Source organism: Lelliottia sp. CFBP8978 (assembly GCF_034046055.2).
In the GTDB taxonomy this organism is placed as follows: Bacteria; Pseudomonadota; Gammaproteobacteria; order Enterobacterales; family Enterobacteriaceae; genus Enterobacter.
In genome coordinates, this window is record NZ_CM188253.1 from 4111635 (window position 1) to 4135150 (window position 23516).

The window sequence follows — 23516 nt, forward strand, 5'->3', positions numbered from 1 at the left end:
AGCATAGCCAACGACGAAATGACTCCTGATAAAAATTGACCCCTTTGCGCTTACTCCCTGTAATACGCAAAAAAAAGGGGGTGAAAATCACCCCCGGTATTGAACTCGTTATTACGCCAACTGCCGCAACATGCGGCGCAGCGGCTCGGCGGCGCCCCACAGGAGCTGGTCGCCGACGGTAAAGGCCGAGAGATACTCCGGCCCCATGTTCAGCTTACGCAGGCGACCGACCGGCGTGGTCAGCGTGCCGGTCACGGCGGCTGGGGTCAGCTCGCGCATTGTGATATCGCGATCGTTTGGCACGACTTTCGCCCACGGATTGTGCGCAGCCAGCAGCTCTTCGACGGTCGGAATAGACACCTCTTTTTTCAGTTTAATGGTGAAGGCCTGGCTGTGGCAGCGCAGCGCGCCAACGCGCACGCACAGACCGTCAACCGGGATCACGGAAGAGGTGTTGAGGATTTTGTTGGTCTCAGCCTGGCCTTTCCACTCTTCGCGGCTCTGGCCGTTATCGAGCTGTTTGTCGATCCACGGGATCAAGCTGCCGGCCAGCGGCACGCCGAAGTTATCGACCGGCAGATCGCCGCTGCGAGAAAGCGCTGTGACTTTACGTTCGATATCCAGAATGGCCGATGCCGGGTTCGCCAGCTCGTCAGCGACGTGGCTGTGAAGCTGCCCCATCTGCGCCAGCAGTTCACGCATATGACGCGCGCCGCCGCCGGATGCCGCCTGATAGGTAGCCACGGAAACCCACTCGACCAGGTCCTGTGCGAACAGGCCGCCCAGCGACATCAGCATCAGGCTGACGGTACAGTTACCGCCGACAAAGGTTTTCACGCCGTTGTTCAGGCCATCGGTGATCACACCCTGGTTTACCGGGTCGAGAATAATGATCGCGTCGTCTTTCATACGCAGAGAAGAAGCGGCGTCAATCCAGTAACCCTGCCAGCCGCTTTCACGAAGCTTTGGATAGATTTCGTTGGTATAATCGCCGCCCTGGCAGGTCACGATAATATCGAGAGCCTTCAGCGCTTCCAGATTAAAGGCGTCCTGAAGCGTGCCCGTAGACGCGCCGCCAAACGCGGGCGCTGCTTGCCCGAACTGGGAAGTGGAGAAGAAGACCGGGCGGATGGCGTCAAAATCGCGCTCTTCAACCATGCGTTGCATGAGTACAGAGCCGACCATACCGCGCCAGCCGATAAAACCAACGTTTTTCATAGCGTGTGTTCCTGCAGAGGTGTGTGCTGTTTATGTCAACCCGTATCCAACGGGTGTAACCTTCACATTACAAAATGCTGCCAAAGTCGCAAGTGAAATTAATCAATGATTGCGCTGCGATCAGTAATACCACTAATTACGACAGAAACCACAGAGTTTATCAGGGATAAATAAAATGACTGAAATCCTTTCCGCAGCGGTGCTTTTGATCCTGATAATGGACCCGCTTGGGAACCTGCCTATCTTTATGTCGGTGCTGAAGCACACCGAGCCAAAGCGTCGTCGGGCGATCATGATCCGCGAGCTGCTTATCGCGCTGCTGCTGATGTTTATCTTCCTGTTTGCGGGCGAAAAGATTCTGGCGTTCCTGAACCTGCGCGCTGAAACCGTCTCCATCTCCGGCGGCATCATTTTGTTTCTGATTGCGATTAAGATGATTTTCCCCAGCGCTGACGGGGGCAGCAGCAGCGGTCTGCCTGCGGGTGAAGAGCCGTTTATCGTGCCGCTGGCGATCCCTTTGGTCGCCGGGCCAACCATTCTTGCCACATTAATGCTGTTGTCGCACCAGTACCCTAATCAGATGGGGCATCTGGTGATTGCTCTGCTGCTGGCCTGGGGCGGAACGTTTGTCATTTTGCTGCAATCGTCGCTGTTCTTAAGACTGCTGGGCGAGAAAGGGGTTAACGCGCTGGAGCGTCTGATGGGATTAATTCTGGTGATGATGGCGACGCAGATGTTCCTGGATGGGATTCGGGCGTGGATGAAAGGCTAGGTAAAAGCAAAAGGCAACCGCAGGGTTGCCTTTTTAGTGTTTGCACCCTCTCCCTGTGGGAGAGGGTCGGGTGAGGGGGGCTCTATCCCCTCGCCCCTTTGGGGAGCGAGCCAGGCTAAGGGGGGTCTATCCTCTCGCCCCTTTGGGGAGAGGGCAAGGGTGAGGGGGCATATACGGCTCAGAAGCCCGTTCCGTTCACCTTACGAACTCAGCGTCTCTGTCATTACAGAATCCGTGAACGTGTTAAGGGGGCTATCGCCGCCCCCTTAACAATCCCGGCTCCCGGCAAGAAAATCGCCGCTCCGCGGTTCCTTCGTCTTATTCCCTCCGGCTTCGGGTAGGGCGCGATCCTGCATCCATGCAGGTCACGCCCTCTCCGCGCATCCCTGCGCGTCGCCCCGGCCTTTGGTCAACGACTCAGCGATTTACAGCCGGACCAAAAGACCCGCTGACGGTTGATTACACACCTGGCTACCCGCATTGCTGATATTTAATTCCCGTTTCTGCGAGCCGCCTTCCAGAGCCTCTCTTGCCACCCAATCAGCAAAGCAGTATCTTCTCGCCACGCCTGCAAAATCAGGCGTCAGGGTTGGTCCCCTGAATAACCTCATCATCACTTCTCACTTGAGGATTATTATTTATGGGATACGCCTTTTCTCACGCTTTATTCACCACCTCATTCAATCATCACACCGATTTCATCGAGCTGGCCGATAACTGCGAGCGGTTTGTTGAAGCGCTGGTAGAGTGCGGCGATCCGGCGCAAAAGCTGGCGCTGTGCGGGCGCTTATCAGCCTGCCTCGCCCTGCTGCAACCGACGCTGCTGGAGCCGGTTCCGCAACATTTGAAAGCGAGCCTGACGGTGGATGACCTGCCGCTGGACCCGCCCGTCTTCGAGCCGGAAAGCGATCAACTCGGGCGTTACTGCCAGCTGTTAACGCAAATGCTGTTGGCTCATTCGTTATCAGAAAGTGATGAGAGAGTGGCGGGAGATTTACTGCTGGATTTGGTGGGGTTTTACAGTGACAGGCTGAAAGCGCCGCGCTGGCTACGGACTGAAGAAGGTTTAGAGCCGCTGTAAAAAAGCCGGGTAGTGCTTGCGCTTACCCGGCCTGTATGTCGCGGATTTATTGGTCGGGTAAGGCGTAGCCGCCTTCCCGACTAACATCGCACTTAACTCAGCAGCGAAAACGCAATCATCCCGACAATCGCCCCTGTCGTGCCGAGGATGGTTTCCATCAGCGTCCAGGTTTTGAGGGTTTGTGCTTCGGTCGCGCCGGTAAATTTACCGAACAGCCAGAAGCCGGCGTCGTTGACGTGGGAGACCACGATAGAGCCGCCCGCGATACAGATAGACAGCGCCGCCATCTGCGCGCCGGAGTAGTTCAGCTGTTCAATCACCGGCATCACCAGGCCGACCGCAGTCAGACAGGCTACCGTGGCAGAACCCTGAATAATACGCACCGCTGCGGCCAGCACAAAGCAGGTCACGGCAATCGGTAAGCCCATTCCCGTCAGCGCTTCGCCCAGAGCCGGACCCACACCGGAATCAACCAGCACCTGCTTGAACACGCCGCCCGCACCGATCACCAGCAGAATAATCCCCGCCGGTTGCAGCGCCGCGCCGCAGATCTCCATCACACGGTCTTTCGGCATCCCCTGACGCATCGCCAGGCCATAAATCGCCACCAGACACGCGACCAGAATCGCGGTGAACGGATGGCCGATAAACTCAAACCATTCGTAGGCGCTGGAACCGACCGGCACAAAGCGCGCGGCGATGGTTTTCAGACCCACCAGCACCAGCGGCAGCAGAATCAGCGACAGGCTGAAACCGAAGGACGGCATTTTGCCTTCGCCAAGGTGCGGCTCGGTGATGTCGTCAGGAATGTGCAGCTCAACGTAACGGCTGATAAAGTTGCCCCACAGCGGCCCGGCAATAATCATCCCCGGGATCGCGGCGCACAGGCCAATCAGGATCATCCAGCCAAAATCGGCGTGCATCTGAGACGCCAGCAGCATCGGCGCAGGCCCAGGCAGCAGGAACGCTGCGGCCGCCGCCACGCCCGCAAACAGCGGAATGACCAGTTTAACCAGGTTGGTGCCCGTGTGGCGCGCCATCGAAAATGCCACACTAATCAGCAGCACCACGGCCACTTCGAAGAACAGCGGCAGCGCGCAAATCAGACCCGCCAGACCAATCGCATAATGTGCGCGGCTGTGACCGAATGACTTCAGCATCTTGACGGCAATCTGATCGACCGCGCCCGTCTCATGCAAAATCTTGCCAAACATGGCGCCCAGTGCGACCACAATCGCCAGGAAACCCAACGTGCCTCCCATCCCTTTTTCCATCGTCGCGGCGATTTTATCGAGCGGCATACCGGAAAAGAGACCTGCACCAATAGAAACCACCATCAACGCAACGAAGGCATGCATACGCGCCTTCATCACTAAAAACAGCAGCAGCAAAACGGAGCCGACTGCCGTTAACACTAACGTTAAAGTACTCAAAACTTACTGCCTTTTATTAATGACCTCAATGGTGCTGGCAACAACACCGTCCAGCGGCTGATCGATATCGACGATCAGAACATCGCTTTCATCCGCGCCCGGCTCTTGCAGCGTGTCGAATTGCGTAACCAGCATCTGAGTTTTAAAGAAGTGGCCTTTGCGCGCTTTCAGGCGGTTTTCAATGACCTCGAAATCCCCTTTCAGATAGATGAAGGAGAGGTTCGGGTTACCGTCACGCAGCAGGTCGCGATAGGACTTTTTCAGCGCGGAACAGACGATCAGCGACACTTTATTGGTGCGCTGCATCGCGAAAGCGGCATCGTTGAGCGCCTGCAACCACGGTTTACGATCGTCGTCGTTCAGCGGTTCGCCTGCGGCCATTTTGGTGATGTTGCAGCGCGGATGGAGAAAATCGCCATCAAGAAATGCGGCATGAAGCTGGTGAGCCACTTCGCTGGCAACGGCTGATTTACCGCTACCGGAAACGCCCATCAGGACGTAAACGTGGTGATCGTGATTCGTCGTGCTCAAAGGGTGTCCCTCAGTCAATTGTTACGGGTAACAGTTATCGGTAACATTGTCCTGCCGGGGCATAAGAGAAGCAATATCCAAACGTGCGCGAAGTGAATAAGTGTGAGCTAGTTCAAACTTGTCAGACTAAATTGATCCACCTGGTGACAAGGTGAAACCTAAATCTAACATTTTGGGCGTCACCACCTCGCCACGAATACGCGCCAGCAGGCGTTCTGCACCGATCCGGCCCATGCGTTCACGCGGCGTCAGGACGCTCGCCAGGCGAGGTTCCATCACCTGACCGATATCGTGGCCATGGAAACCGGCAATCGCCATATCGTCAGGGATTTTCAGCCCCAGACGCTGACACTCAAAGGCTGCGCCCACCGCAAGATCGTCGTTGGTACAGAAGATACCATCAAGCTGCGGATACTCGCGGCGCGCCTGGCGCATCAGCTCAATGCCAGACGAATAGGACGACGATTGCTCCACCATCACGCTGTAAGGCGTTAAGTTTGCGTCAAGCATCGCCTGCTCGTATCCCTTCTGTTTGATAATAGTACGTTCGTCGAGACGTGCGCCAAGATAGGCGACATGGCGGTGACCACGGGCGAGAATGGCAGCGGTCATCTGACGCGCGGCTTCGAAGTTATCAAAGCCAACGGCGATATCCAGACAAGGCGACTGGCTGTCCATCAGCTCAACCACCGGGATACCGGCGACTTCAATCATCTTCAGCGTTCGGGGAGTGTGAGTACGTTCCGTTAAGATCAGACCGTCGATGTTCCAGGAAAGCATTGATTCAAGACGTTCTTCTTCCAGTTCCGGCTTGTACCCATAGTGCGCGAGCATGGTCTGATAACCGTAGGCGTCAGTAACGCTTTCGATTCCGCGCAGCACTTCGGCGAACACCTGATTGGTTAAGGAAGGAAGCAGAACACCGACCGCGCGGCTGGTGGCATTGGAGAGAATATCGGGCGCGCGGTTGGGGATATAACCCAGTTCATCAAGAGCCGCGGCAATTTTGCCACGCAGCGCCACGGAAACTTGTTCCGGATTACGCAAGAAACGGCTGACCGTCATTTTGGTCACACCGACGCGATCGGCGACATCCTGAAGTACGGGTCTTTTCTTTTTCATCGTCCTGAGAGAAATAGTGAATGAAACATTTTCTCAGTTTATCACGGACAAAGCCCAACCTTCCCCTGCCAAATGGGGAAGGTTGGGCTTTTATCATAATAAATACATAAAATCTTTTGGGTCGCATCGCGGCGGCGAGGAGACGAATCCCCGGAAGCGGACATAAAGTACGCGACCGGGGTGAGTGAGGAAAGCCAACAAAGATGCGGCCTGAAGGATGAAGTGTATTCAGACGGGCGGCAGATCGAAGAGCAGAATTTCGCTCTCGCTGTCGGCATGAACGGACAGCGCCTGCTCATCCCAAATCGCCAGACCGTCGGCGGTGGTGGCTTTGGTGCCGTTGATTGTCACTTCGCCTTTGACCACCTGGATCCACACGCGGCGATTGGCGGCAATCTGATGCACAGACTGTTCGTTTTTCGCCAGCGCCCAGCGGTACAGCTCCATATCCTGATGTACTTTCAGCGAGCCATCACGCGCTTCCGGAGACAGCACCAGCTGTTTGCCCTGCAGGGCGTCAAAGCGGCGCTGCTCGTAGCGCGGCGTGATGCCGGTTTCTTCCGGAATGATCCAGATTTGATAAAGATGCAGTTTTTCCGTGTTGCTCGGGTTGTACTCGGAATGACGTACGCCCGTGCCTGCACTCATAATCTGGAACTCACCGGCCGGAACCTGCTCTTCGTTACCCATGCTGTCTTTGTGCGCTACGGCGCCTTCCAGCACATAGGTCAGGATTTCCATGTCTTTGTGCGGATGGGTGCCGAAGCCCTGGCCCGCGTCGATCACGTCATCGTTAATCACGCGCAGTGCCGAGAAGCCCATGAAGTTCGGGTCGTAATAGTCCGCGAACGAGAAGGAATGCCATGAGTCCAGCCAGCCATGATTTGCGTGACCACGATCGCCTGCTTTACGTAAAAAGATCATTGTTTTTCACCCCAGTTCGTTTCGATAGAGTCAGTGTGGACGCAATTGGCCTGGGATCATAGAGGGTGAAAATTGACTCCTCTGTTCAAAAATTATGAACAAGCACAGAGGAGTCGACAGGGCTTACTTCGCGAGGGTAATCGTGGCGGGAGAAGCCTGCTCGAAAGCCCGTTCAAGGATTTCCAGATTGGTGAGAATGTCAGATTCCTTGACGTAATTCGGCGTGCCGCTGGTGAGGGTGTCAAACAGTGCATCGTAGACGCGGCCATAATCGCCGGTTTCTGGTTTCACCTCTTCTTTTACCGTTACGCCTTCAGCATTGACATATTCCAGCAGGCCGATGGAGTCATCCGCCGCGAATCCCGGTTCGCCCGGCATGACGTTCGCCTTGAGGCTGGTCTCTTGCTGGTCGATACCGTATTTGATAAACGAGCCGTTGCTGCCATGCACGATAAATTTCGGGTAGTCGGTTTTCACCAGATGGCTGGTTTTGACGATCGCTTTCAAATCGCCATAAAACAGCTGTGCTTCAAAGGTATCGTCAGGATTCGCTTTATTGCGCAGGCTGCGAATGTCGTACGCCACATGATCAGGACGACCAAACAGCGAGATGATTTGGTCCATCGTATGAACGCCCAGCCCGTAGAATGAGCCGTCCTGCGGCAGGCCGGGTTTGGTTTCTGCTATCGGGCGGAAGTAATCGAAATGGCTTTCAATTTCAACGATATCGCCAAGCTTACCGCTTTCAATCACTTTTTTGGTGGTCAGGAAGCAGGAGTCAAAGCGGCGGTTTTGATACGGCGTAACGGTTAGCCCTTTACTTTTTGCCAGCGCAAACAGCTCGTTGGCCTGAGCAATTGTCGGGGTAAACGGTTTTTCCACCAGCACGTTTTTGCCCGCTTCCAGCGCGCGTTTAGCGTAGTCGAAATGGCTATCAGCATGCGTACAGACGATCACCAGTTTGACCTGCGGATCGTTTAAGACTTCATCCAGATCGCTGGTGAAGTGAATATGAGAATACTGTGGGGACTGCTCTTCAGGTTTGGCGTGACGGCGGAAGATATGCGCCACATGCCAGCTATCTTTACGGTTGAGAACATACGGAAGATGATAGCGGGTGGTGCTTTTACCAAATCCAATAAATGCGCAATGTAATGTCATGGCTCAGTCCTTGTTAAGGTTGCTGTGACTACCATAGCGCAAGTTTTGCCCTCACCCTAGCTTTCAAGATGCTGGCGCATCAGCCGTCGGTGTCGCAGCCAGTTTGCTCACGGCAAGCGCGCAGCAACCGGAGCGTACACAGAGTACGTGAGGATTGCGAGCACTCCCCGGGGGCAAAATGGCAAGTCAGCCAGGGTGAAAAAAAACCAAAAAAAAGCCAGCTATAAGCTGGCTAAAGTAATACTGGAAGCAATGTGAGCAATGTCGTGCTTTCAGGTTTCCGTAGAGGTCTTCCTGAACGCGAGACAATAATAATCATTCTCATTCGCACTTGTCCAATACTTTTTGCAAAAAAAAGGGAGTTGACTCAAATTTCAAAGTCAATGATGTTGAAAGGGAGATTAACCCAACGAGGACAAAAGAATGAGTGAGATAGTGATACGCCACGCTGAACCGAAAGATGCCGAAGCCCTGCGCCAGAATTACATGCATCCAGAGGTGTATCACGACACGCTACAACTCCCTCATCCTTCCCTTGAGATGTGGCAGGAACGCCTTAATCCGAAAGCTGGCCTAAAACGTCTGGTCGCCTGCATGGATGAGAACATTGTCGGCGATCTGGCGCTACAGGTCGAAGCCAGCCCGCGACGCAGCCATGTGGCAACCTTTGGTATCAGCGTTGCGGCTCATGCTCAGGGACGTGGCGTTGGAAGTGCGCTCATGCGTGAGATGATCAACCTGTGCGACAACTGGATGCGCATCGAACGTATTGAACTCACGGTTTTTGCGGATAATCGCGCTGCGCTGGCGCTTTACAAGAAGTTTGACTTTGAAATCGAAGGAACCGGAAAGAAATTCGCCCTGCGCAACGGCGAGTTAGTGGATGCGTATTATATGGCGCGGATGAAGTGACACACTCCCCTCACCCCGACCCTCTCCCCATAGGGGCGAGGGAGAAAAAACCGCACCGTGCAATCCCCTCTCCCCGGCCCTCTCTCCACAGGGGCGAGGGAGAAAAAACCGCGCCGTGCAATTCCCTCTCCCCGGCCCTCTCCCCATAGGGGCGGGGGAGAAAAGGCCGCGCCGTGCAATTCCCTCTCCCCTACGGGGAGAGGGTTAGGGTGAGGGGAATAATCAATACCCTGCCGTTAAATCATCCACCGAACGCGGATCCGACGCGCCAAACAGCGTACCGTCCGTCCCGACCATAATGCTCTGGGTGCTCCCCATCGCCTCTTTCAGCACCACTTTCTGACCGCGCTGTTCGAGCAGTTTGAGGGTATCCGGGCTAAAGCCTTTCTCCACGCGCAGTTCGTCCGGCAGCCACTGATGGTGGAAGCGCGGCGCGTTGGTGGCTTCGGCTACGTTCATCCCAAAGTCGATACTGTTCACCACCATTTGCAGCACGGTAGTGATAATTCGGCTCCCGCCAGGACTACCCGTCACCAGCCAGGTTTTGCCGTCTTTCACCACGATGGTCGGAGACATCGACGACAGCGGACGTTTTTTCGGTCCGACGGCGTTAGCATCGCCGCCCACCAGCCCGTAAACGTTCGGCACGCCCGGTTTGGCGGAGAAGTCATCCATCTCGTTATTGAGCAGAATACCGCTGTTACCCGCCACAATCCCGGTGCCAAACACCGTGTTGAGCGTATAGGTCACCGCCACCGCGTTACCGTCTTTATCCACCACCGAGAAGTGGGTGGTCTGATTGCTCTCGTACAGCGCCAGTTTGCCGGGGCGGATCTGGCTGGACGGCTTCGCTTTGTTGATATCAATCTGATCCGCCAGCGATTTGGCATAGGCTTTATTGGTCAGCGCCTGCCACGGCACTTTGACGAAATCCGGATCGCCGAGATACTCCGAGCGATCGGCGTAGGCATATTTTTCGGCCTCTGCCATCACCTGCATCGCATCGGCGCTGCCAAAGCCGAATTTGTGCATATCGAAGTTTTCAAGAATATTGAGGATCTGCACGATGTGGATCCCACCGGAGGACGGCGGCGGCATGGAGAAAACCTGATAGCCGCGATAATCGCCGCTGACTGGCGTACGTTCAACCGCTTTGTACTCCGCCAGATCCGCTTTGGTGATCAGCCCGCCGTTCTTCGTCATCTCCTCGGCAATCTGATCGGCAATCGCCCCTTTGTAGAAGGCATCCGGGCCGTTTTCTGCAATCAACTCCAGGCTTTTAGCCAGATTCGCCTGCACCAGCTTATCGCCCTTTTTAAGCGGCTCGCCGTCTTTCCAGAAGATCGCTTTGCTGTTTTCATGGTTCGGAATCACTTCGCTGCCGTAGGTTTTCAGATCGTCCGCCAGCGCGTCATTGACCACAAACCCGTCGCGCGCCAGCTTGATGGCTGGCTGCACCACTTTATTCAGCGGCAGCGTGCCGTATTTATCCAGCGCCAGAGAGAACCCCGCTACCGTGCCCGGCGTGCCGCTGGCCAGATGCGAAGTCAGTGATTTTTTACTGTCCGGATTGCCTTGTTCATCAAGGAACATGTCGCGGGTCGCCTGGTTGGGCGCCATTTCGCGGAAATCGATCGCCGTGGTCTGGCCGTCTTTAGTGCGCAACATCATAAAGCCGCCCCCGCCGAGATTCCCCGCCTGAGGATGCGTCACCGCCAGGGCATAGCCCACGGCCACTGCGGCATCCACCGCATTCCCCCCTTGCTTCAGAATATCCACGCCGACCTGAGTGGCCATCGCGTCAACCGAAGCCACCATCCCCTGCTTCGCCCGCACGGGATGGAAAACATCCTCTTCCACGCCGTAGGACACTGGCGGAGCCGCAGGAGGGTTAGCCGCCACGCTAAATGTGCCGCCTGCCATCAGCGCGGCGATCGCTACCCAGCGTAAAAAGGTTGGTTTTATCATCGTTGTTCTCCAGGTGATGGGACCCATATTCCCGCTTAAGCCTGGTTCACAACTCCTAAAAAATCATCGTTGTGGCGGAATCGAGATAAACTTAAGAGAAGCCTCACAAGGAGGAAATGACAATGAAACGACTTTTGATTCTTACGGCGCTGCTTCCGTTTGCCGCGCTCGCACAGCCCCTCAACACCATGAACAACCCGAATCAACAGGGTTACGTCATCCCCAGTCAGCAACGGATGCAGACCGAGATGACGGGCCAACAGCAGCAGCAAAAAGGGATGTTAAACCAGCAGCTGAGAACTCAGACGCAGCTTCAGCAGCAGAATTTACAGACGCAGATGAACAACAACACCCAGCGCATTCAGCAGGGTCAGCCTCGTGAGCAGGTGTTGCCGAATACGAACGGCGGCATGTTAAGCGGTGGGATGTCTCAGGAGAGCGGGCAGCAGCACATGCTACCCCCGCGTACGAATGGCGATATGCTCAATAATCCGCAGGATTAAAGTTCGGGCCAATCACGTCTATCGCATCAGTACAGATACAGTCCACGCCCCAGCGCAGTAGCTCTGCTGCCCGCTGGGGTTTGTTGACCGTATACACCAGAATATGCAACCCGGCGTCCTTGAGCATCCTCACGCGCGCTTCATCCAGTAGCCGATGATTAAGATGGATCGACACACAGGCCAGGCGAGTGGTCAGTTCGCGCCAGTCGTCACGCCATTCATCCAGCAATAAGCCACGCGGCAGGTCCGGTGCAGCGGCCTGTGCCGCTTCCAGCGCGTCAATTTCAAACGACGACAGCAGCGGCGCGGTCATCCCTTCCCACAGCTCACGGGCCGCGAGGGCAATCACTTTTCCGGTGAGCGGTCCGGTGCCGGTCGTCGGTTTGATTTCGATATTGGCCATCATCCCGTGCTGGCGACAGCGATCGGCCACTTCCGCCAGCAGCGGCAGCGGCTCGCCTTTGAATTTTCCGCTGTACCAGCTTCCGGCATCCACTTTCAGCAGATCGTGCCACGGTAAATCACCCGCCACGCCCCAGCCGTTGCTGGTGCGTTCGAGGTTATCGTCATGCAGCAAAAAAATTTCGCCGTCTTTCGATAATTTAGCGTCAAACTCAATCATCAAATGCCCGAAGTGCGCGCCAGCGTCAATTGCCGCCAGCGTGTTTTCCGGTGCCAGTTTACCGCCGCCGCGATGGGCGACGATGTGAGGATAGGGCCAATGACTCATACGCGTTGTCCTGTTTCACCATCAAATAAGTGCAAGTGATTTTCCGGCAGATGCAGCCACAACGTGCTGCCTGCCTGCGGGCGTTCCTGATGCGCCAGACGCACCACCAGCTTTTGCTCGCCCCAGCGTCCGTGCGCCAGGTTGTCCGCGCCCAGCATCTCCAGCGTGTCCATCACCAGAGGCACACCGCCTGCCGCCTGCGAGCTTAGCGCAATATGCTCTGGCCGGATACCGAGCGTCATTTTACGACCGGCGTAGCCGCGATAAAACCAGTTCACCGGCAACGCCATCCCGCTCTCCAGCTCAAAATGCGTGCCCGCGTTGCTGATGCGTCCTTCCAGCAGATTCATTGCCGGACTGCCGATAAAGCTCGCCACAAAGCGGCTGGCGGGTTTTTCATACACCTCCACCGGCGTGCCGATCTGCTCGGCGATACCTTTGTTCATCACCATCACGCGCTGCGCCAGGGTCATGGCTTCCACCTGATCGTGGGTGACGTACAGCGAGGTGGTTTTCAGGCGGCGATGCAGATGCTGCAGTTCAAGACGCATCTGTACGCGCAGTTTGGCGTCGAGGTTAGAGAGCGGTTCGTCGAACAGGAACACCGCCGGATCGCGCACTATCGCACGGCCCATCGCCACGCGCTGACGCTGGCCGCCGGAGAGCTCACGAGGACGGCGTTTTAACAGGCCGTCCAGCTCCAGAATACGCGCCGCTTCTTTGACGCGTTCTTCGATATGCCCTTTGCCCATCCCGCGGATTTTCAGCCCCCAGGCCATGTTCTCTTCCACGCTCATATGCGGGTAGAGGGCGTAGTTCTGGAACACCATTGCGATGCCGCGATCTTTCGGCTCCATCTCGGTCACGCGCTGGCGGTCAATCCAGATATCACCGCTGGTCACGCGCTCAAGCCCCGCCACCATGCGCAGCAGCGTCGATTTCCCGCAGCCGGACGGGCCGACCATGACGATAAATTCGCCGTCTGCCACGTCGAGCGTCAGGGGTTGAATCACCTGGGTTTTGCCGTCCCAGCTTTTGGTTACTGCCTGTAATTTTAATCCAGCCATCTTATTTCTCACTGTCTACTAAACCACGCACAAACGCGCGCTGCATGGCTAAAACGATAACCACCGGGGGGATAAGCGTGAGCAACATCGCCGCCATCACCTGGTTCCAGAGGGTGGTGCCTTCGCCGGTAGCGATCATGCCTTTGATGCCCGCCACCGCGGTGCCGAGATTCACATCCTGGACAATCAACAGCGGCCACAGGTACTGGTTCCAGCCGTAGATAAAGGTGATCACGAACAGCGCCGCGAGGTTGGTTCTGGAGAGCGGCAGCACGATGTCGCGGAAAAAGCGCATCGGCGATGCCCCGTCGATGCGCGCCGCTTCAATCAGTTCATCCGGCAACGTCATAAAGAACTGACGGAACAGGAATGTCGCGGTGGCCGACGCCATCAGCGGCAGCGTCAGGCCCGCGTAGCTGTCGAGCATCCCGAGATTGGCGATCACCTCGACGGTCGGGAAAATACGCACTTCGACCGGCAGCATCAGGGTGATAAAGATCATCCAGAAGAACAGGTTACGCAGCGGAAAGCGGAACCAGACAATGGCAAACGCGGAGAGCATCGACACCACGATTTTGCCCACCGTAATGCCAAACGCCATGATGAAACTGTTAAGCATCATCAGCCAGAACGGCGCACTGTTCGCGCCCACGCCCTGAGACCAGATGGTGGCCATGTTTTCCAACAGATGGCCGCCGGGCACGAGCGTCATGGGGGTGTCGAAGACGGCCTGGGTGTCCAGCGTGGCGGCGACAAAGGCCACGTACAGCGGGAACAGGATGACGATAATCCCCAGAATCAGCATGGTATGGCTGAAAATCGTCAGCCCGGGGCGGTTCTCAATCATTGGTAGCGCACCTTACTTTCGACATAACGGAACTGAACTACCGTCAGCACAATCACCAGCCCCATCAGCACCACCGACTGCGCGGCAGAGGCCGACAGATCGAGCCCGGCAAAGCCTTCACGGTAGATCTTGTAAATCAGCGTAGTGGTCGCCTGCACCGGGCCACCGGCGGTGGCGGCGTCGATCACCGGGAAGGTGTCGAAGAAGGCGTAAACCAGATTTACCACCAGCAGGAAGAAACTCACCGGCGCAATCAGCGGCAGCGCCAGTTTGAAGAAGCGGCGAATCGGCCCTGCGCCGTCAATCGCGGCGGCTTCGACCAGCGAGCGCGGGATGGATTGCAGCGCGGCGAAGAAAAACAGGAAGTTATAACTGATTTGCTTCCACACCGAGGCGAACACCACCAGGAACATCGCCTGACCGCTGTTCTGGGCGTGATTCCAGTCATAACCGAATTCCCCGAGAAAATGGGTAATCAGCCCGCGTCCGGGGTTGAAGAGGAAAATCCACAGCACGGCGGCGACGGCAGGCGCGACGGCATAGGGCAGCAGCATTAGCGTCTGATACAGACGACTGCCGCGCACGACATAATCGACCAGCGCAGCAAAAAATAGCGAGACGACCAGCCCGCTGACCGTCACGAGGGCGCTGAATTTAATCGTCGTCCAGAAGGAGTCGAGGTAATAGCTGTCGTGGAACAACGCGGTGAAGTTGTCCAGTCCGACGAACTGACTGGAAAGACCAAACGGATCGACGCTTTGAACCGAATACCAGAGCGCTTCGCCCGCGGGCCAGATAAAAAAGATAACGGTGATAATCAGTTGCGGCGCGACCAGCAGGTACGGCAGCCAGCGCGAACGGAACACCGGACGGGATGATGACATAGTTTTGCTCAATGTTAGGTAGCCCCTCACCCCTGCCCTCTCCCCAAAGGGGCGAGGGAGAAAACCACAGCGGGTAGTCCCTTCTCCCTGTCGAGAGAGAAAACCGCACCGGCACTCCCTTCTCCCTGTCGAGAGAGAAAACCGCACCGGCACTCCCTTCTCCCTGTCGAGAGAGGAAAAAACCGCACCGGACAATCCCCTCTCCCCTTTGGGGAGAGGGTTAGGGTGAGGGGTGAAGGCGAGGGGTCAGGTTCAATTTACGATTTAGTCGACTGCTCAAAACGGCGCAGCAGTTGGTTGCCACGCTCTACCGCGGAATCCAGCGCCTGTTGTGGCGTTTTCTTACCGGTCCACACGCTTTCCAGCTCTTCGTCTACGATGGTGCGGATCTGCGGCATATTGCCCAGACGCAAACCTTTAGTGAACGGTAACGGCGGCTTGTTCAGCATCTGACGCGTCGCGATATCTGCACCCGGGTTTTTGTCATAGAAACCCTGCTCGCGCGTCAGATCGTAAGCGGCTTTAGTGATCGGAAGATAGCCGGTCTTCTGGTGCCATTCGGCGGCATTCTCTGGTTTGGCGAGGAAGTCGAGGAACTCGGCAACGCCTTTGTAGGTGCCATTATCTTTGCCCTGCATCACCCACAGGCTCGCCCCGCCGATGATGGCGTTCTGCGGCGCGCCTTTGGCATCCGCATCGTAAGGCATCATGCCCACGCCATAGTTAAATTTGGCGTAGTGGCGGATATCCGCCAGCGATCCGGAAGAAGCGGTGGTGATCGCACAGTCTCCGCTATAGAACTTCTCGGTGGATTCGTCTTTACGTCCGAAGTAGCTGAAATCCCCTTTCTTATTCAGCGCTTCCAGCAGAGCGATGTGTTTCACCTGCTCTGGCTTATTGAATTCCAGCACCGCATCCGTACCGTCGAAGCCGTTGTTTTTGGTCGCGACCGGCAGACCATGCCAGGCGCTAAAGTTTTCAATCTGGATCCAGCCCTGCCAGCCGCTGGCGTAACCGCATTTCATGCCTGCCGCTTTCAGCTTCGCCGTGTACTCCGCCAGATCCTGCCAGGTTTTCGGCGGTTGCTCCGGGTCTAAGCCAGCTTTTTTGAAGGCGTCTTTGTTGTAGTACAGAACAGGCGTTGAGCTGTTAAATGGCTGAGACAGTAAATGTCCGGTTTTAGAATCGGTGTAGTAACCCGAGACGGTTGGCACGAACTGAGACTCGTCGAAGTGAATGCCCGCCTCTTTAAACACCTCATACACCGGTTTAATCGCTTTAGACGCCATCATGGTCGCGGTGCCGACTTCGTAAACCTGGAGCAACGCCGGGGCGTTACCGGTGCGGAATGCGGCAATGCCCGCGCTCAGGCTCTGCTCGTAGTTACCTTTGTACACCGGCACAATTTTGTAATCCGGATGGGTGGCGTTAAAACGTTGCGCCAGGGAATCCACCTCTTTACCCAACTCCCCTTCCATGGAATGCCAGAACGGAATCGTGGTGACAGCCATTGAGTTCGTCGCAAAAGCCAGACCCAGTGCCAGACCCAAAGCTGTGTGTCGTAACGATGTCATTGTCATCTCTCTTATTGTGCCGGATGCGCGATATCACGCGTTTTATGCTCGCGAGGTAACATGACATGCTCGAATGACAGAAAAATAACTTTTTAATTACAAATAGATTACAGAGGGGCTTCAGGCAGATGATGGCGAGGTGAAGGTAATATGGCGGAAAAAAGCGGGATGCGGTTTTATGCCCTCACTCCGGGCCTGTTCCACAGGAAGAGGGCAAATGGCTAGCCACGTAAACGCTGAACGATCTCGTCTAGCGACAAACGGCCCGCAGCTGCCTCAACCGTCATCGCCACATAATCAGGATTGGCGATTAAGGAGATGCCGTTACGTTTGAGAAATAGCAGCGTGATAAATAATGCTGTTCGTTTATTACCATCATTGAAAATATGGCCCCGAGAAATAGCCAGCAAGTGCATCGCTGCCAGGATCCAGACATCCGTTACGCCTTCGTATTCGTACTTATTCAACACACGATACAAAAGCGCTTCCGCACGCCCCGAATCCGGCATTCCCGTTACACCGGGCGTGACGCTCAGTAATTTGTCATGGAAGCGAATTATCTCTTCCGCTGAGATAAATTGCAGGGTCATTTGTCAGCCAGTTCTCGTATTTCGTTGCCGTGAACGCCCATGATGGCATCAAATTCAGCATCCAGTTTTGCCGCCTGATAACGCTCAAACTCGTCTGCGCTAATGATCACGGCGGGCTTATGCCCGCGACGGGTAATAGTGACAGGCGTCCCGGTGGCGGCTGTATCTAACGCTGATGCCAGATTTTGACGTGCTTCACTGTAGTTCATTGTACGCATATCGCCCCCTTTTCTGTACGTATTAATTGTACAACTTAAACGTACAGAAAACAAAAAAGCCGGGTGGCAGCTTCGCCTTACCCGGCCTTTGGATGATGAACGCTGATACCCTCATCCCGACGGGAAGAGGGAAAAACCTATCTGGCCTAGCCGCCCAGGTATGCACTCCGCACCGCTTCGTTTGCCAGCAGCGCATCTCCGGTATCTTCCAGTACCACGTGACCGTTCTCCAGCACATAGCCGCGGTCCGCCAGCTTCAGCGCCTGGTTGGCGTTTTGCTCCACGAGGAAGATGGTCATCCCCTCTTTGCGCAGCTGCTCGATGGTGTCGAAAATCTGCTGGATGATGATCGGCGCTAAACCGAGCGACGGCTCATCCAGCAGCAGCAGACGCGGCTGGCTCATCAGCGCCCGGCCAATCGCCAGCATCTGCTGTTCACCGCCGGACATCGTGCCCGCACGCTGGATACGCCTCTCGTACAAACGCGGAAAGAGTTCATACACGCGCTTGATGCGGGTTTGATACTGGTCGCGTTCGGCAAAGAAGCCGCCCATCGCCAGGTTCTCTTCCACCGTCATACGGGAGAACACGCGGCGGCCTTCCGGCACTATCGCCACGGCTTCGCGCATGATTTTCGCCGTCTGCCAGTCGGTAATATCTTTTCCATCGAAGACGATACGTCCGCTGGACGCACGCGGGTCACCGCACAGCGTCCCGAGCAGCGTGGTCTTCCCCGCGCCGTTTGCGCCAATCAGCGTCACAATTTCGCCCTGATTGATATGCAGGCTGACGTCGTGCAGCGCCTGAATTTTGCCGTAGTGGGCATTCACCTTGTCAAAAGATAACATCGCTTTTTCCATTTTATGACTCGCCCCCATCATGCTTCACCTAAATAGGCGCGGATCACATCCGGGTTATGACGAATTTCATCCGGTGTGCCGTTCGCCAGCGGCGTCCCCTGGTTAACCACGTAAATACGATCCGAGATGCCCATCACCAGCTTCATATCATGCTCAATCAGCAGAATGGTGGTGTCGTGATGGTTACGCAGCTCGACAATCAGCTCGTCCAGCTCTTTGGTCTCTTTCGGGTTCAGACCGGCGGCAGGTTCATCGAGCATGAGGATTTCCGGCTGCGTCACCATGCAGCGAATAATTTCCAGACGACGCTGATCGCCGTAGGCCAGATTGCTCGCCTGACGGTTCGCATGCTGAAGCAGACCGATACGCTCAAGCCAGGTCGCCGCGCGATCCAGCGCCTCGCTCTGGGCGCGACGGAAAGCCGGGGTTTTCAGCAGGCCGGAGAAAACCCCGGTTTTCAACTGCTGATGTTGCGCCACCAGCAGGTTTTCAATCACCGTCATCTCCCGGAACAGGCGCACGTGCTGGAAGGTCCGCACCACGCCCATGCGGGCAATTTGCTGGCCCGGCAACCCTTCAAGATGCTGATCGCGCAGCATGATGGTCCCGCCCGTCGGTTTGTAGAAACCGGTCAGGCAGTTGAACACCGTGGTTTTCCCCGCGCCGTTCGGGCCGATCAGGGAGACAATCTCTTTCGGGAACAGGTCCAGCGACACGTTGTTGACCGCCAGCAGGCCGCCAAAACGCATCATCAGGCCGTTAACGGATAATAATGGCTGACTCATGCCTGCTCTCCTTTCGCTTGCCCGTTCTTCAGCTTCAACTGTGGACGGGTCATCGGCAGCAAGCCCTGCGGACGCCAGATCATCATCAGCACCATCAAACCACCCAGCATTAACATGCTGTATTCGTTAAAGTCACGCATCAGCTCGCGGGAAACCACCAGCAGAATGGCCGCAAGGATAACGGCAAACTGCGAGCCCATCCCGCCGAGCACCACGATAGCCAGCACGAAGGCCGATTCGGCAAAGGTGAAAGACTCGGGGCTGACGAAGCCCTGACGCGCAGCAAACAACGTTCCGGCAAAACCGGCAAACGCGGCGCTGATGGTAAACGCGGTCAGCTTGATGCGGGTCGGATTCAGGCCCAGAGAGCGACAGGCGATCTCATCTTCGCGCAACGCTTCCCACGCGCGGCCCAGCGGCATGCGCAGCAGACGGTTAATCACGAACAGGGTCAGGACCACCAGCAGCAGCGCCACCAGATAGAGCCAAATCACCCGGTCGGACGGATCGTATTTCACGCCGAAGAAGTTGCTGAAGGTATCCCAGCCGCCTTCACGGGCAGAACGGCTGAACTCCAGCCCGAAGAAGGTCGGTTTCGGGATCTGGCTGATGCCGTTCGGACCGCCGGTCACTTCGGTGTTATTGAGAAGCAGAATACGGACGATCTCGCCAAAGCCCAGGGTAACAATCGCCAGATAGTCCCCGCGCAGACGCAGAACCGGGAAGCCGAGCAGGAAACCGGCAGCGGCAGAAACCAGCCCCGCCAGCGGCAGACAGGTCCAGAAACCGAGTCCGTAATAGTGGTTTAATAGCGCAAAGGTGTAGGCGCCGATAGCGTAAAAACCGCCGTAACCCAGAACCAGAAGGCCAGACAGCCCCACTACCACGTTCAGGCCGAGACCCAGAATCACGTAGATCATCGTCAGTGTGGCGATATCGACGGTCCCGCGCGACACCATAAATGGCCAGGCCACGGCAATCACCAGCAGCGCGACCAGGAACAATTTCTGCTTAGCGGTAGAACCGTCAATCGCAGGCAGGACGAACTTCGGCCCGGAGACGTTTTTCAACGTTTTCTGGAATACCGGACGTAACAGCTGGAACAGGAAGACCACCGCCGTGCCGACAAACACCCACTGCCAGCGGATATCGGCGGCGGTATCCACCACCAGTTTGGTGCCGTTAAGTTCTAACTGCACGCCCATAAAGACGCCCGCGAGAACAAAGAACATCGCCGCGGAGAGCAGCGCCATCGCAAAGTGCATCGGTTTCATACTTTCTCTACCTCCGGACGGCCCAGAATCCCGGTAGGCATCACCAGCAGTACCAGAATCAGCAGCGCAAACGACACCACATCTTTATATTCGGTACTCAGGTACGCCGAGGAGAGCGCTTCAGCAACGCCCAGAATCAGGCCGCCGATCATCGCGCCAGGGATACTGCCAATCCCGCCAAGAACCGCTGCGGTGAAGGCTTTCATCCCGGCCATAAAGCCGATGTACGGGTTGATCACGCCGTAGAACTGTCCGAGCAGAACCCCCGCTACCGCCGCCATTGCCGCACCGATCACGAAGGTCAGGGCGATTACGCGGTCGGTGTTAATGCCGAGCAGGCTGGCCATTTTCAGATCCTCGGCACAGGCGCGGCAGGCGCGGCCCATGCGCGAATAACGGATAAAAATGGTCAGCGCCAGCATCGCCAGGAAGGTCACAATCCAGATAACCAGCTGCATGGTGGTTATCGAGGCCGAGAAGTTTTCACTCGCGCCGACAATCCACTGCCCGTTAAACAGGCTTGGCAGCGCGACATCGCGGGACCCCTCCGTCAGGCTGACGTAGTTTTGCAGGAAGATGGACATCCCGATGGCGGAGATCAGGGCAATCAGACGCTTGGAGCTGCGCACCGGCCGGTAGGCCACGCGCTCGATGCTCCAGCCGTAGGCGCTGGCGATCACAATCGCACCGACAAAACCGGCCCCCACCAGCAGCCAGCTGCTGTCGATACCCATCATCATCAGCGCGGCAATGATCATAAAGGAGACATAGCTGCCGATCATGTAGACCTCGCCGTGGGCGAAGTTGATCATGCCGATGATGCCGTAAACCATCGTATAGCCGATGGCGATCAGCGCGTAGGTGCTTCCCAGCGTGACGCCGTTAAACATCTGCTGCAAGAAATAGAGAAACTGCTCGGACATAAGGAAACCTTTTTAAATCCGCCCGTTTTGCGCGGGCGGCGGGATAACTTGTCTTCAGGCGTTATTTCGCGACGGTGGAAGAACCATCGGCATGCCACTGGAAGACACCAAATTCAAATCCCTTCAGATCGCCTTTCTCATCCCAGTTCAGCGGCCCAATCACGGTGTTCGCACCGTGTGCTTTTAAATCTTTGATTAAATCCAGCGGCGCTTTGCTGCCGGTACGATCCATGGCGGTAGCCAGAGACTGCACGGCGGCATAGGTGATCCAGACATACGGACCGCTTGGATCTTTCTTCTGCGCGTTGAGCGCGTCCACGATAGCCTTATTTGACGCTTCCTGGTCATAGCGTTTTGGCATCGTCACCAGCATGCCTTCGCCTGCGTCACCCGCAATATTGGACAGCGAGGCGTTACCCACGCCTTCCGGGCCCATAAACTGCGTTTTCAGGCCGGTTGAACGCGCCTGGCGCAGCATCTGTCCCATTTCCGGGTAATAGCCCCCGTAGTAAACAAAGTCGATATTCTCTTTTTGCAGACGGGCCAGCAGAGCGGAGAAATCTTTCTCGCCTGCGGTAATGCCGTCAAAGAAGACCACGTTCGCGCCGCCTTTTTTCAGGCCATCCTGTACGGAGCGCGCCAGGCCTTCGCCGTATTGCTGTTTATCGTGAATGATCGCGATACGCTGCGGCTTCACTTTTTCCAGAATGTACTTCGCGGCTGTCGGCCCCTGCGAGGAGTCCAGACCGGCCGTTCGCATGATGTACTGATAGCCACGTTGAGTCAGCTCGGGGTTGGTGGCGCCCGGCGTGATCATCAGAATGCCTTCGTCTTCATAAATATCGGAAGCGGGCTGCGTGGAGGATGAGCAAAGATGACCGATGACGTACTGGATACCGTCGTTAACGATCTTGTTGGCGACGGCGACGGCTTGTTTCGGATCGCACGCGTCGTCGTATTCTACGCCGACCAGCTTATCTCCTTTAATACCGCCCTTGGCGTTGATGTCTTTGATCGCCTGACGCGCACCGTTGAATTCCATATCACCCCACTGGGCAACCGGACCGGACATCGCACCGACAACGGCAACTTTAATCTCTTCCGCCATGGCAGCCTGCGAAATCGACAGTGCAACCATTCCCGCGATAAATGCTTTCGCGTTCCTTTTCATCTCTGAATCCCCATTCGTGACGTGTTGTATATATTTTGTTTTATTATGGTTAAAAAGCATTCTGTACTTTTAATGAACAACGCTATTTTTACCAGTGCCTTTAATGGTTTAGCGCAGTTTTTTGACAAAAACCAGACTAAAATCTCTATTTTTCAGGCGATTAAGCAAAGATAATATTCTGAATTCAGACAGAGATAAACAAATAAAAGCGCAGTTTGCAGCATAAAATAACGGTACAAAGCGCCGAATAAATCACTACCCTTTAGGTTAAAATTCTGCTTATTTTTCGATCCCTGTATTTTCGCACTGCACATTGCGCTGCTAAAAAAGTAATCACCTGGAGAATGAGTTTAAAAAGTGGAAGCCGCTGGTCAGATAAATTGAGTACACTGCCTTACTCTTTTTGATTTGGACAAGCAGCTAATGAAACTGACTATCCTTCGTCTGGTGTCCTTTAGCGACCAGGATCGTATCGACCTGGGCAAGATCTGGCCGGAATATTCCCCGTCATCCCTGGCCGTGGATGAAATCCATCGTATTTATGCCGCCCGCTTTAACGAGCGTTTGCTGGGTGCGGTACGCGTGACGCTGAGCGGATCGCAAGGGGCGCTGGACTCACTGCGCGTGCGTGAGATCACCCGTCGGCGCGGCGTGGGACAGTATCTGATTGAAGAAGTGGTTCGCGATAACCCGGACATCACCTCATGGTGGATGGCCGATGTGGGCGTTGAGGACCGCAGCACGATGGCGGCATTTATGCAGGCGTTGGGCTTTACGGCGCTGGAGAATGGGTGGGAGAAGCATTAGGTTTGCTGAATGCGGGCTGATTTGTGCGGCCTGATGCCCTCACCCCGACCCTCTCCCACAGGGAGAGGGAGAAAACCGCTCCGTACAGTTCCCTCTCCCACGGGGAGAGGGAGAAAACCCGCTCCGTACAGTTCCCTATCCCACAGGGAGAGAGAGAAAAC

24 protein-coding genes are annotated in these 23516 nt (G+C 55.8%); 5 read left to right on the forward strand and 19 right to left on the reverse strand.

Annotation, left to right across the window (positions count from 1 at the left end):
* Window positions 1-111: 111 nt before the first annotated feature.
* Window positions 112-1218, reverse strand: a complete 1107-nt coding sequence (gene asd / locus SOM82_RS19360) for an aspartate-semialdehyde dehydrogenase (RefSeq protein WP_320460985.1) — start codon at window positions 1216-1218, stop codon at window positions 112-114.
* A gap of 175 nt (window positions 1219-1393) precedes the next feature.
* Between asd and yhgN the strand changes: the two genes are divergently transcribed.
* Window positions 1394-1990 carry an NAAT family transporter YhgN gene (yhgN, locus tag SOM82_RS19365; protein ID WP_154128039.1) on the forward strand — a complete coding sequence of 199 codons (597 nt, stop codon included), beginning with the start codon at window positions 1394-1396 and terminating at the stop codon, window positions 1988-1990.
* Window positions 1991-2630: 640 nt separating this feature from the next.
* On the forward strand, window positions 2631-3071 hold the full coding sequence (locus tag SOM82_RS19370; RefSeq protein ID WP_320460986.1) for a hypothetical protein: 441 nt from the start codon (window positions 2631-2633) through the stop codon (window positions 3069-3071).
* A 92-nt stretch (window positions 3072-3163) separates the two neighbouring features.
* Here the strand turns inward: SOM82_RS19370 and gntU are convergent, their stop codons facing one another.
* The 5 genes from gntU to SOM82_RS19395 all read right to left on the reverse strand — a co-directional run bounded on the left by gntU (window position 3164) and on the right by SOM82_RS19395 (window position 8242).
* Window positions 3164-4504: a gluconate transporter gene (gene gntU / locus SOM82_RS19375; protein ID WP_100778573.1), complete on the reverse strand. Its 1341-nt coding sequence runs from the start codon at window positions 4502-4504 to the stop codon at window positions 3164-3166.
* A gap of 3 nt (window positions 4505-4507) precedes the next feature.
* Complete coding sequence (gene gntK, locus SOM82_RS19380; protein WP_154128044.1) at window positions 4508-5035, reverse strand: gluconokinase; 528 nt, start codon at window positions 5033-5035, stop codon at window positions 4508-4510.
* Between the two features lie 126 nt (window positions 5036-5161).
* Window positions 5162-6157: a gluconate operon transcriptional repressor GntR gene (gene gntR, locus SOM82_RS19385; protein ID WP_154128046.1), complete on the reverse strand. Its 996-nt coding sequence runs from the start codon at window positions 6155-6157 to the stop codon at window positions 5162-5164.
* Window positions 6158-6385: 228 nt separating this feature from the next.
* Window positions 6386-7081 (reverse strand): pirin family protein, encoded by a 696-nt coding sequence (locus SOM82_RS19390; protein WP_320460987.1) that lies wholly within the window; start codon window positions 7079-7081, stop codon window positions 6386-6388.
* Window positions 7082-7204: 123 nt separating this feature from the next.
* Window positions 7205-8242, reverse strand: a complete 1038-nt coding sequence (locus SOM82_RS19395; RefSeq protein ID WP_320460988.1) for an oxidoreductase — start codon at window positions 8240-8242, stop codon at window positions 7205-7207.
* Window positions 8243-8665: 423 nt separating this feature from the next.
* On the opposite strand from SOM82_RS19395, the gene yhhY reads away from it, so the two are divergent.
* On the forward strand, window positions 8666-9154 hold the full coding sequence (gene yhhY, locus SOM82_RS19400) for an N-acetyltransferase (RefSeq protein WP_320460989.1): 489 nt from the start codon (window positions 8666-8668) through the stop codon (window positions 9152-9154).
* Window positions 9155-9376: 222 nt separating this feature from the next.
* Here yhhY and ggt read toward each other — a convergent pair whose 3' ends face one another.
* The gene (gene ggt, locus SOM82_RS19405; RefSeq protein WP_320460990.1) at window positions 9377-11122 is read right to left on the reverse strand and encodes a gamma-glutamyltransferase; all 1746 of its coding nucleotides are present in this window, start codon (window positions 11120-11122) and stop codon (window positions 9377-9379) included.
* A 122-nt stretch (window positions 11123-11244) separates the two neighbouring features.
* Between ggt and SOM82_RS19410 the strand changes: the two genes are divergently transcribed.
* Window positions 11245-11625, forward strand: coding sequence for a DUF2756 family protein (locus SOM82_RS19410; protein ID WP_320460991.1), 381 nt, complete (start codon window positions 11245-11247; stop codon window positions 11623-11625).
* On the opposite strand, the gene ugpQ is transcribed toward SOM82_RS19410, so the two are convergent.
* The 12 genes from ugpQ to livK all read right to left on the reverse strand — a co-directional run bounded on the left by ugpQ (window position 11606) and on the right by livK (window position 22548).
* Complete coding sequence (ugpQ, locus tag SOM82_RS19415; RefSeq protein WP_320460992.1) at window positions 11606-12355, reverse strand: glycerophosphodiester phosphodiesterase; 750 nt, start codon at window positions 12353-12355, stop codon at window positions 11606-11608. The two genes, SOM82_RS19410 and ugpQ, sit on opposite strands and share 20 nt — an antisense overlap.
* Entirely contained in the window at window positions 12352-13422 is a 1071-nt protein-coding gene (locus SOM82_RS19420; RefSeq protein ID WP_320460993.1) for a sn-glycerol-3-phosphate import ATP-binding protein UgpC, read from the reverse strand. Before SOM82_RS19420 ends, ugpQ begins: the two co-directional genes overlap by 4 nt.
* A gap of 1 nt (window position 13423) precedes the next feature.
* On the reverse strand, window positions 13424-14269 hold the full coding sequence (gene ugpE, locus SOM82_RS19425; protein ID WP_320460994.1) for a sn-glycerol-3-phosphate ABC transporter permease UgpE: 846 nt from the start codon (window positions 14267-14269) through the stop codon (window positions 13424-13426).
* Window positions 14266-15153 (reverse strand): sn-glycerol-3-phosphate ABC transporter permease UgpA, encoded by an 888-nt coding sequence (gene ugpA / locus SOM82_RS19430; RefSeq protein WP_282493557.1) that lies wholly within the window; start codon window positions 15151-15153, stop codon window positions 14266-14268. Before ugpA ends, ugpE begins: the two co-directional genes overlap by 4 nt.
* Before the next feature lie 257 nt (window positions 15154-15410).
* Window positions 15411-16727, reverse strand: coding sequence for a sn-glycerol-3-phosphate ABC transporter substrate-binding protein UgpB (gene ugpB / locus SOM82_RS19435; protein WP_320460995.1), 1317 nt, complete (start codon window positions 16725-16727; stop codon window positions 15411-15413).
* A 221-nt stretch (window positions 16728-16948) separates the two neighbouring features.
* A complete protein-coding gene (locus SOM82_RS19440; RefSeq protein ID WP_320460996.1) occupies window positions 16949-17317 on the reverse strand; it encodes a type II toxin-antitoxin system death-on-curing family toxin in 369 nt (122 codons plus the stop codon).
* The gene (locus SOM82_RS19445; RefSeq protein ID WP_154128077.1) at window positions 17314-17535 is read right to left on the reverse strand and encodes a type II toxin-antitoxin system Phd/YefM family antitoxin; all 222 of its coding nucleotides are present in this window, start codon (window positions 17533-17535) and stop codon (window positions 17314-17316) included. The genes SOM82_RS19440 and SOM82_RS19445 overlap by 4 nt, the downstream gene beginning before the upstream one ends.
* A 146-nt stretch (window positions 17536-17681) precedes the next feature.
* Window positions 17682-18395 (reverse strand): high-affinity branched-chain amino acid ABC transporter ATP-binding protein LivF, encoded by a 714-nt coding sequence (gene livF, locus SOM82_RS19450; protein WP_154128080.1) that lies wholly within the window; start codon window positions 18393-18395, stop codon window positions 17682-17684.
* A gap of 17 nt (window positions 18396-18412) precedes the next feature.
* Window positions 18413-19180 carry a high-affinity branched-chain amino acid ABC transporter ATP-binding protein LivG gene (livG, locus tag SOM82_RS19455; RefSeq protein WP_154128084.1) on the reverse strand — a complete coding sequence of 256 codons (768 nt, stop codon included), beginning with the start codon at window positions 19178-19180 and terminating at the stop codon, window positions 18413-18415.
* A complete protein-coding gene (livM, locus tag SOM82_RS19460; RefSeq protein WP_154128085.1) occupies window positions 19177-20454 on the reverse strand; it encodes a branched chain amino acid ABC transporter permease LivM in 1278 nt (425 codons plus the stop codon). Before livM ends, livG begins: the two co-directional genes overlap by 4 nt.
* On the reverse strand, window positions 20451-21377 hold the full coding sequence (gene livH / locus SOM82_RS19465) for a high-affinity branched-chain amino acid ABC transporter permease LivH (RefSeq protein ID WP_095283762.1): 927 nt from the start codon (window positions 21375-21377) through the stop codon (window positions 20451-20453). Before livH ends, livM begins: the two co-directional genes overlap by 4 nt.
* 61 nt (window positions 21378-21438) lie before the next feature.
* Window positions 21439-22548: a high-affinity branched-chain amino acid ABC transporter substrate-binding protein LivK gene (gene livK, locus SOM82_RS19470; RefSeq protein WP_154128088.1), complete on the reverse strand. Its 1110-nt coding sequence runs from the start codon at window positions 22546-22548 to the stop codon at window positions 21439-21441.
* A gap of 423 nt (window positions 22549-22971) precedes the next feature.
* Here livK and panM point away from each other — a divergent pair, with 423 nt between their 5' ends.
* Window positions 22972-23355 carry an aspartate 1-decarboxylase autocleavage activator PanM gene (gene panM / locus SOM82_RS19475; RefSeq protein WP_320460997.1) on the forward strand — a complete coding sequence of 128 codons (384 nt, stop codon included), beginning with the start codon at window positions 22972-22974 and terminating at the stop codon, window positions 23353-23355.
* The last annotated feature ends 161 nt before the right edge of the window (window positions 23356-23516 follow it).

Bases quoted from the DNA above. Each gene is read 5' to 3' on its own strand.
- asd (WP_320460985.1), bottom strand. From the start codon at position 1,218: ATGAAAAACGTTGGTTTTATCGGCTGGCGCGGTATGGTCGGCTCTGTA.
- yhgN (WP_154128039.1), top strand. From the start codon at position 1,394: ATGACTGAAATCCTTTCCGCAGCGGTGCTTTTGATCCTGATAATGGAC.
- SOM82_RS19370 (WP_320460986.1), top strand. From the start codon at position 2,631: ATGGGATACGCCTTTTCTCACGCTTTATTCACCACCTCATTCAATCAT.
- gntR (WP_154128046.1), bottom strand. From the start codon at position 6,157: ATGAAAAAGAAAAGACCCGTACTTCAGGATGTCGCCGATCGCGTCGGT.
- SOM82_RS19390 (WP_320460987.1), bottom strand. From the start codon at position 7,081: ATGATCTTTTTACGTAAAGCAGGCGATCGTGGTCACGCAAATCATGGC.
- SOM82_RS19395 (WP_320460988.1), bottom strand. From the start codon at position 8,242: ATGACATTACATTGCGCATTTATTGGATTTGGTAAAAGCACCACCCGC.
- yhhY (WP_320460989.1), top strand. From the start codon at position 8,666: ATGAGTGAGATAGTGATACGCCACGCTGAACCGAAAGATGCCGAAGCC.
- ggt (WP_320460990.1), bottom strand. From the start codon at position 11,122: ATGATAAAACCAACCTTTTTACGCTGGGTAGCGATCGCCGCGCTGATG.
- SOM82_RS19410 (WP_320460991.1), top strand. From the start codon at position 11,245: ATGAAACGACTTTTGATTCTTACGGCGCTGCTTCCGTTTGCCGCGCTC.
- ugpQ (WP_320460992.1), bottom strand. From the start codon at position 12,355: ATGAGTCATTGGCCCTATCCTCACATCGTCGCCCATCGCGGCGGCGGT.
- SOM82_RS19420 (WP_320460993.1), bottom strand. From the start codon at position 13,422: ATGGCTGGATTAAAATTACAGGCAGTAACCAAAAGCTGGGACGGCAAA.
- ugpE (WP_320460994.1), bottom strand. From the start codon at position 14,269: ATGATTGAGAACCGCCCCGGGCTGACGATTTTCAGCCATACCATGCTG.
- ugpA (WP_282493557.1), bottom strand. From the start codon at position 15,153: ATGTCATCATCCCGTCCGGTGTTCCGTTCGCGCTGGCTGCCGTACCTG.
- ugpB (WP_320460995.1), bottom strand. From the start codon at position 16,727: ATGACATCGTTACGACACACAGCTTTGGGTCTGGCACTGGGTCTGGCT.
- SOM82_RS19440 (WP_320460996.1), bottom strand. From the start codon at position 17,317: ATGACCCTGCAATTTATCTCAGCGGAAGAGATAATTCGCTTCCATGAC.
- SOM82_RS19445 (WP_154128077.1), bottom strand. From the start codon at position 17,535: ATGCGTACAATGAACTACAGTGAAGCACGTCAAAATCTGGCATCAGCG.
- livF (WP_154128080.1), bottom strand. From the start codon at position 18,395: ATGGAAAAAGCGATGTTATCTTTTGACAAGGTGAATGCCCACTACGGC.
- livG (WP_154128084.1), bottom strand. From the start codon at position 19,180: ATGAGTCAGCCATTATTATCCGTTAACGGCCTGATGATGCGTTTTGGC.
- livM (WP_154128085.1), bottom strand. From the start codon at position 20,454: ATGAAACCGATGCACTTTGCGATGGCGCTGCTCTCCGCGGCGATGTTC.
- livH (WP_095283762.1), bottom strand. From the start codon at position 21,377: ATGTCCGAGCAGTTTCTCTATTTCTTGCAGCAGATGTTTAACGGCGTC.
- livK (WP_154128088.1), bottom strand. From the start codon at position 22,548: ATGAAAAGGAACGCGAAAGCATTTATCGCGGGAATGGTTGCACTGTCG.
- panM (WP_320460997.1), top strand. From the start codon at position 22,972: ATGAAACTGACTATCCTTCGTCTGGTGTCCTTTAGCGACCAGGATCGT.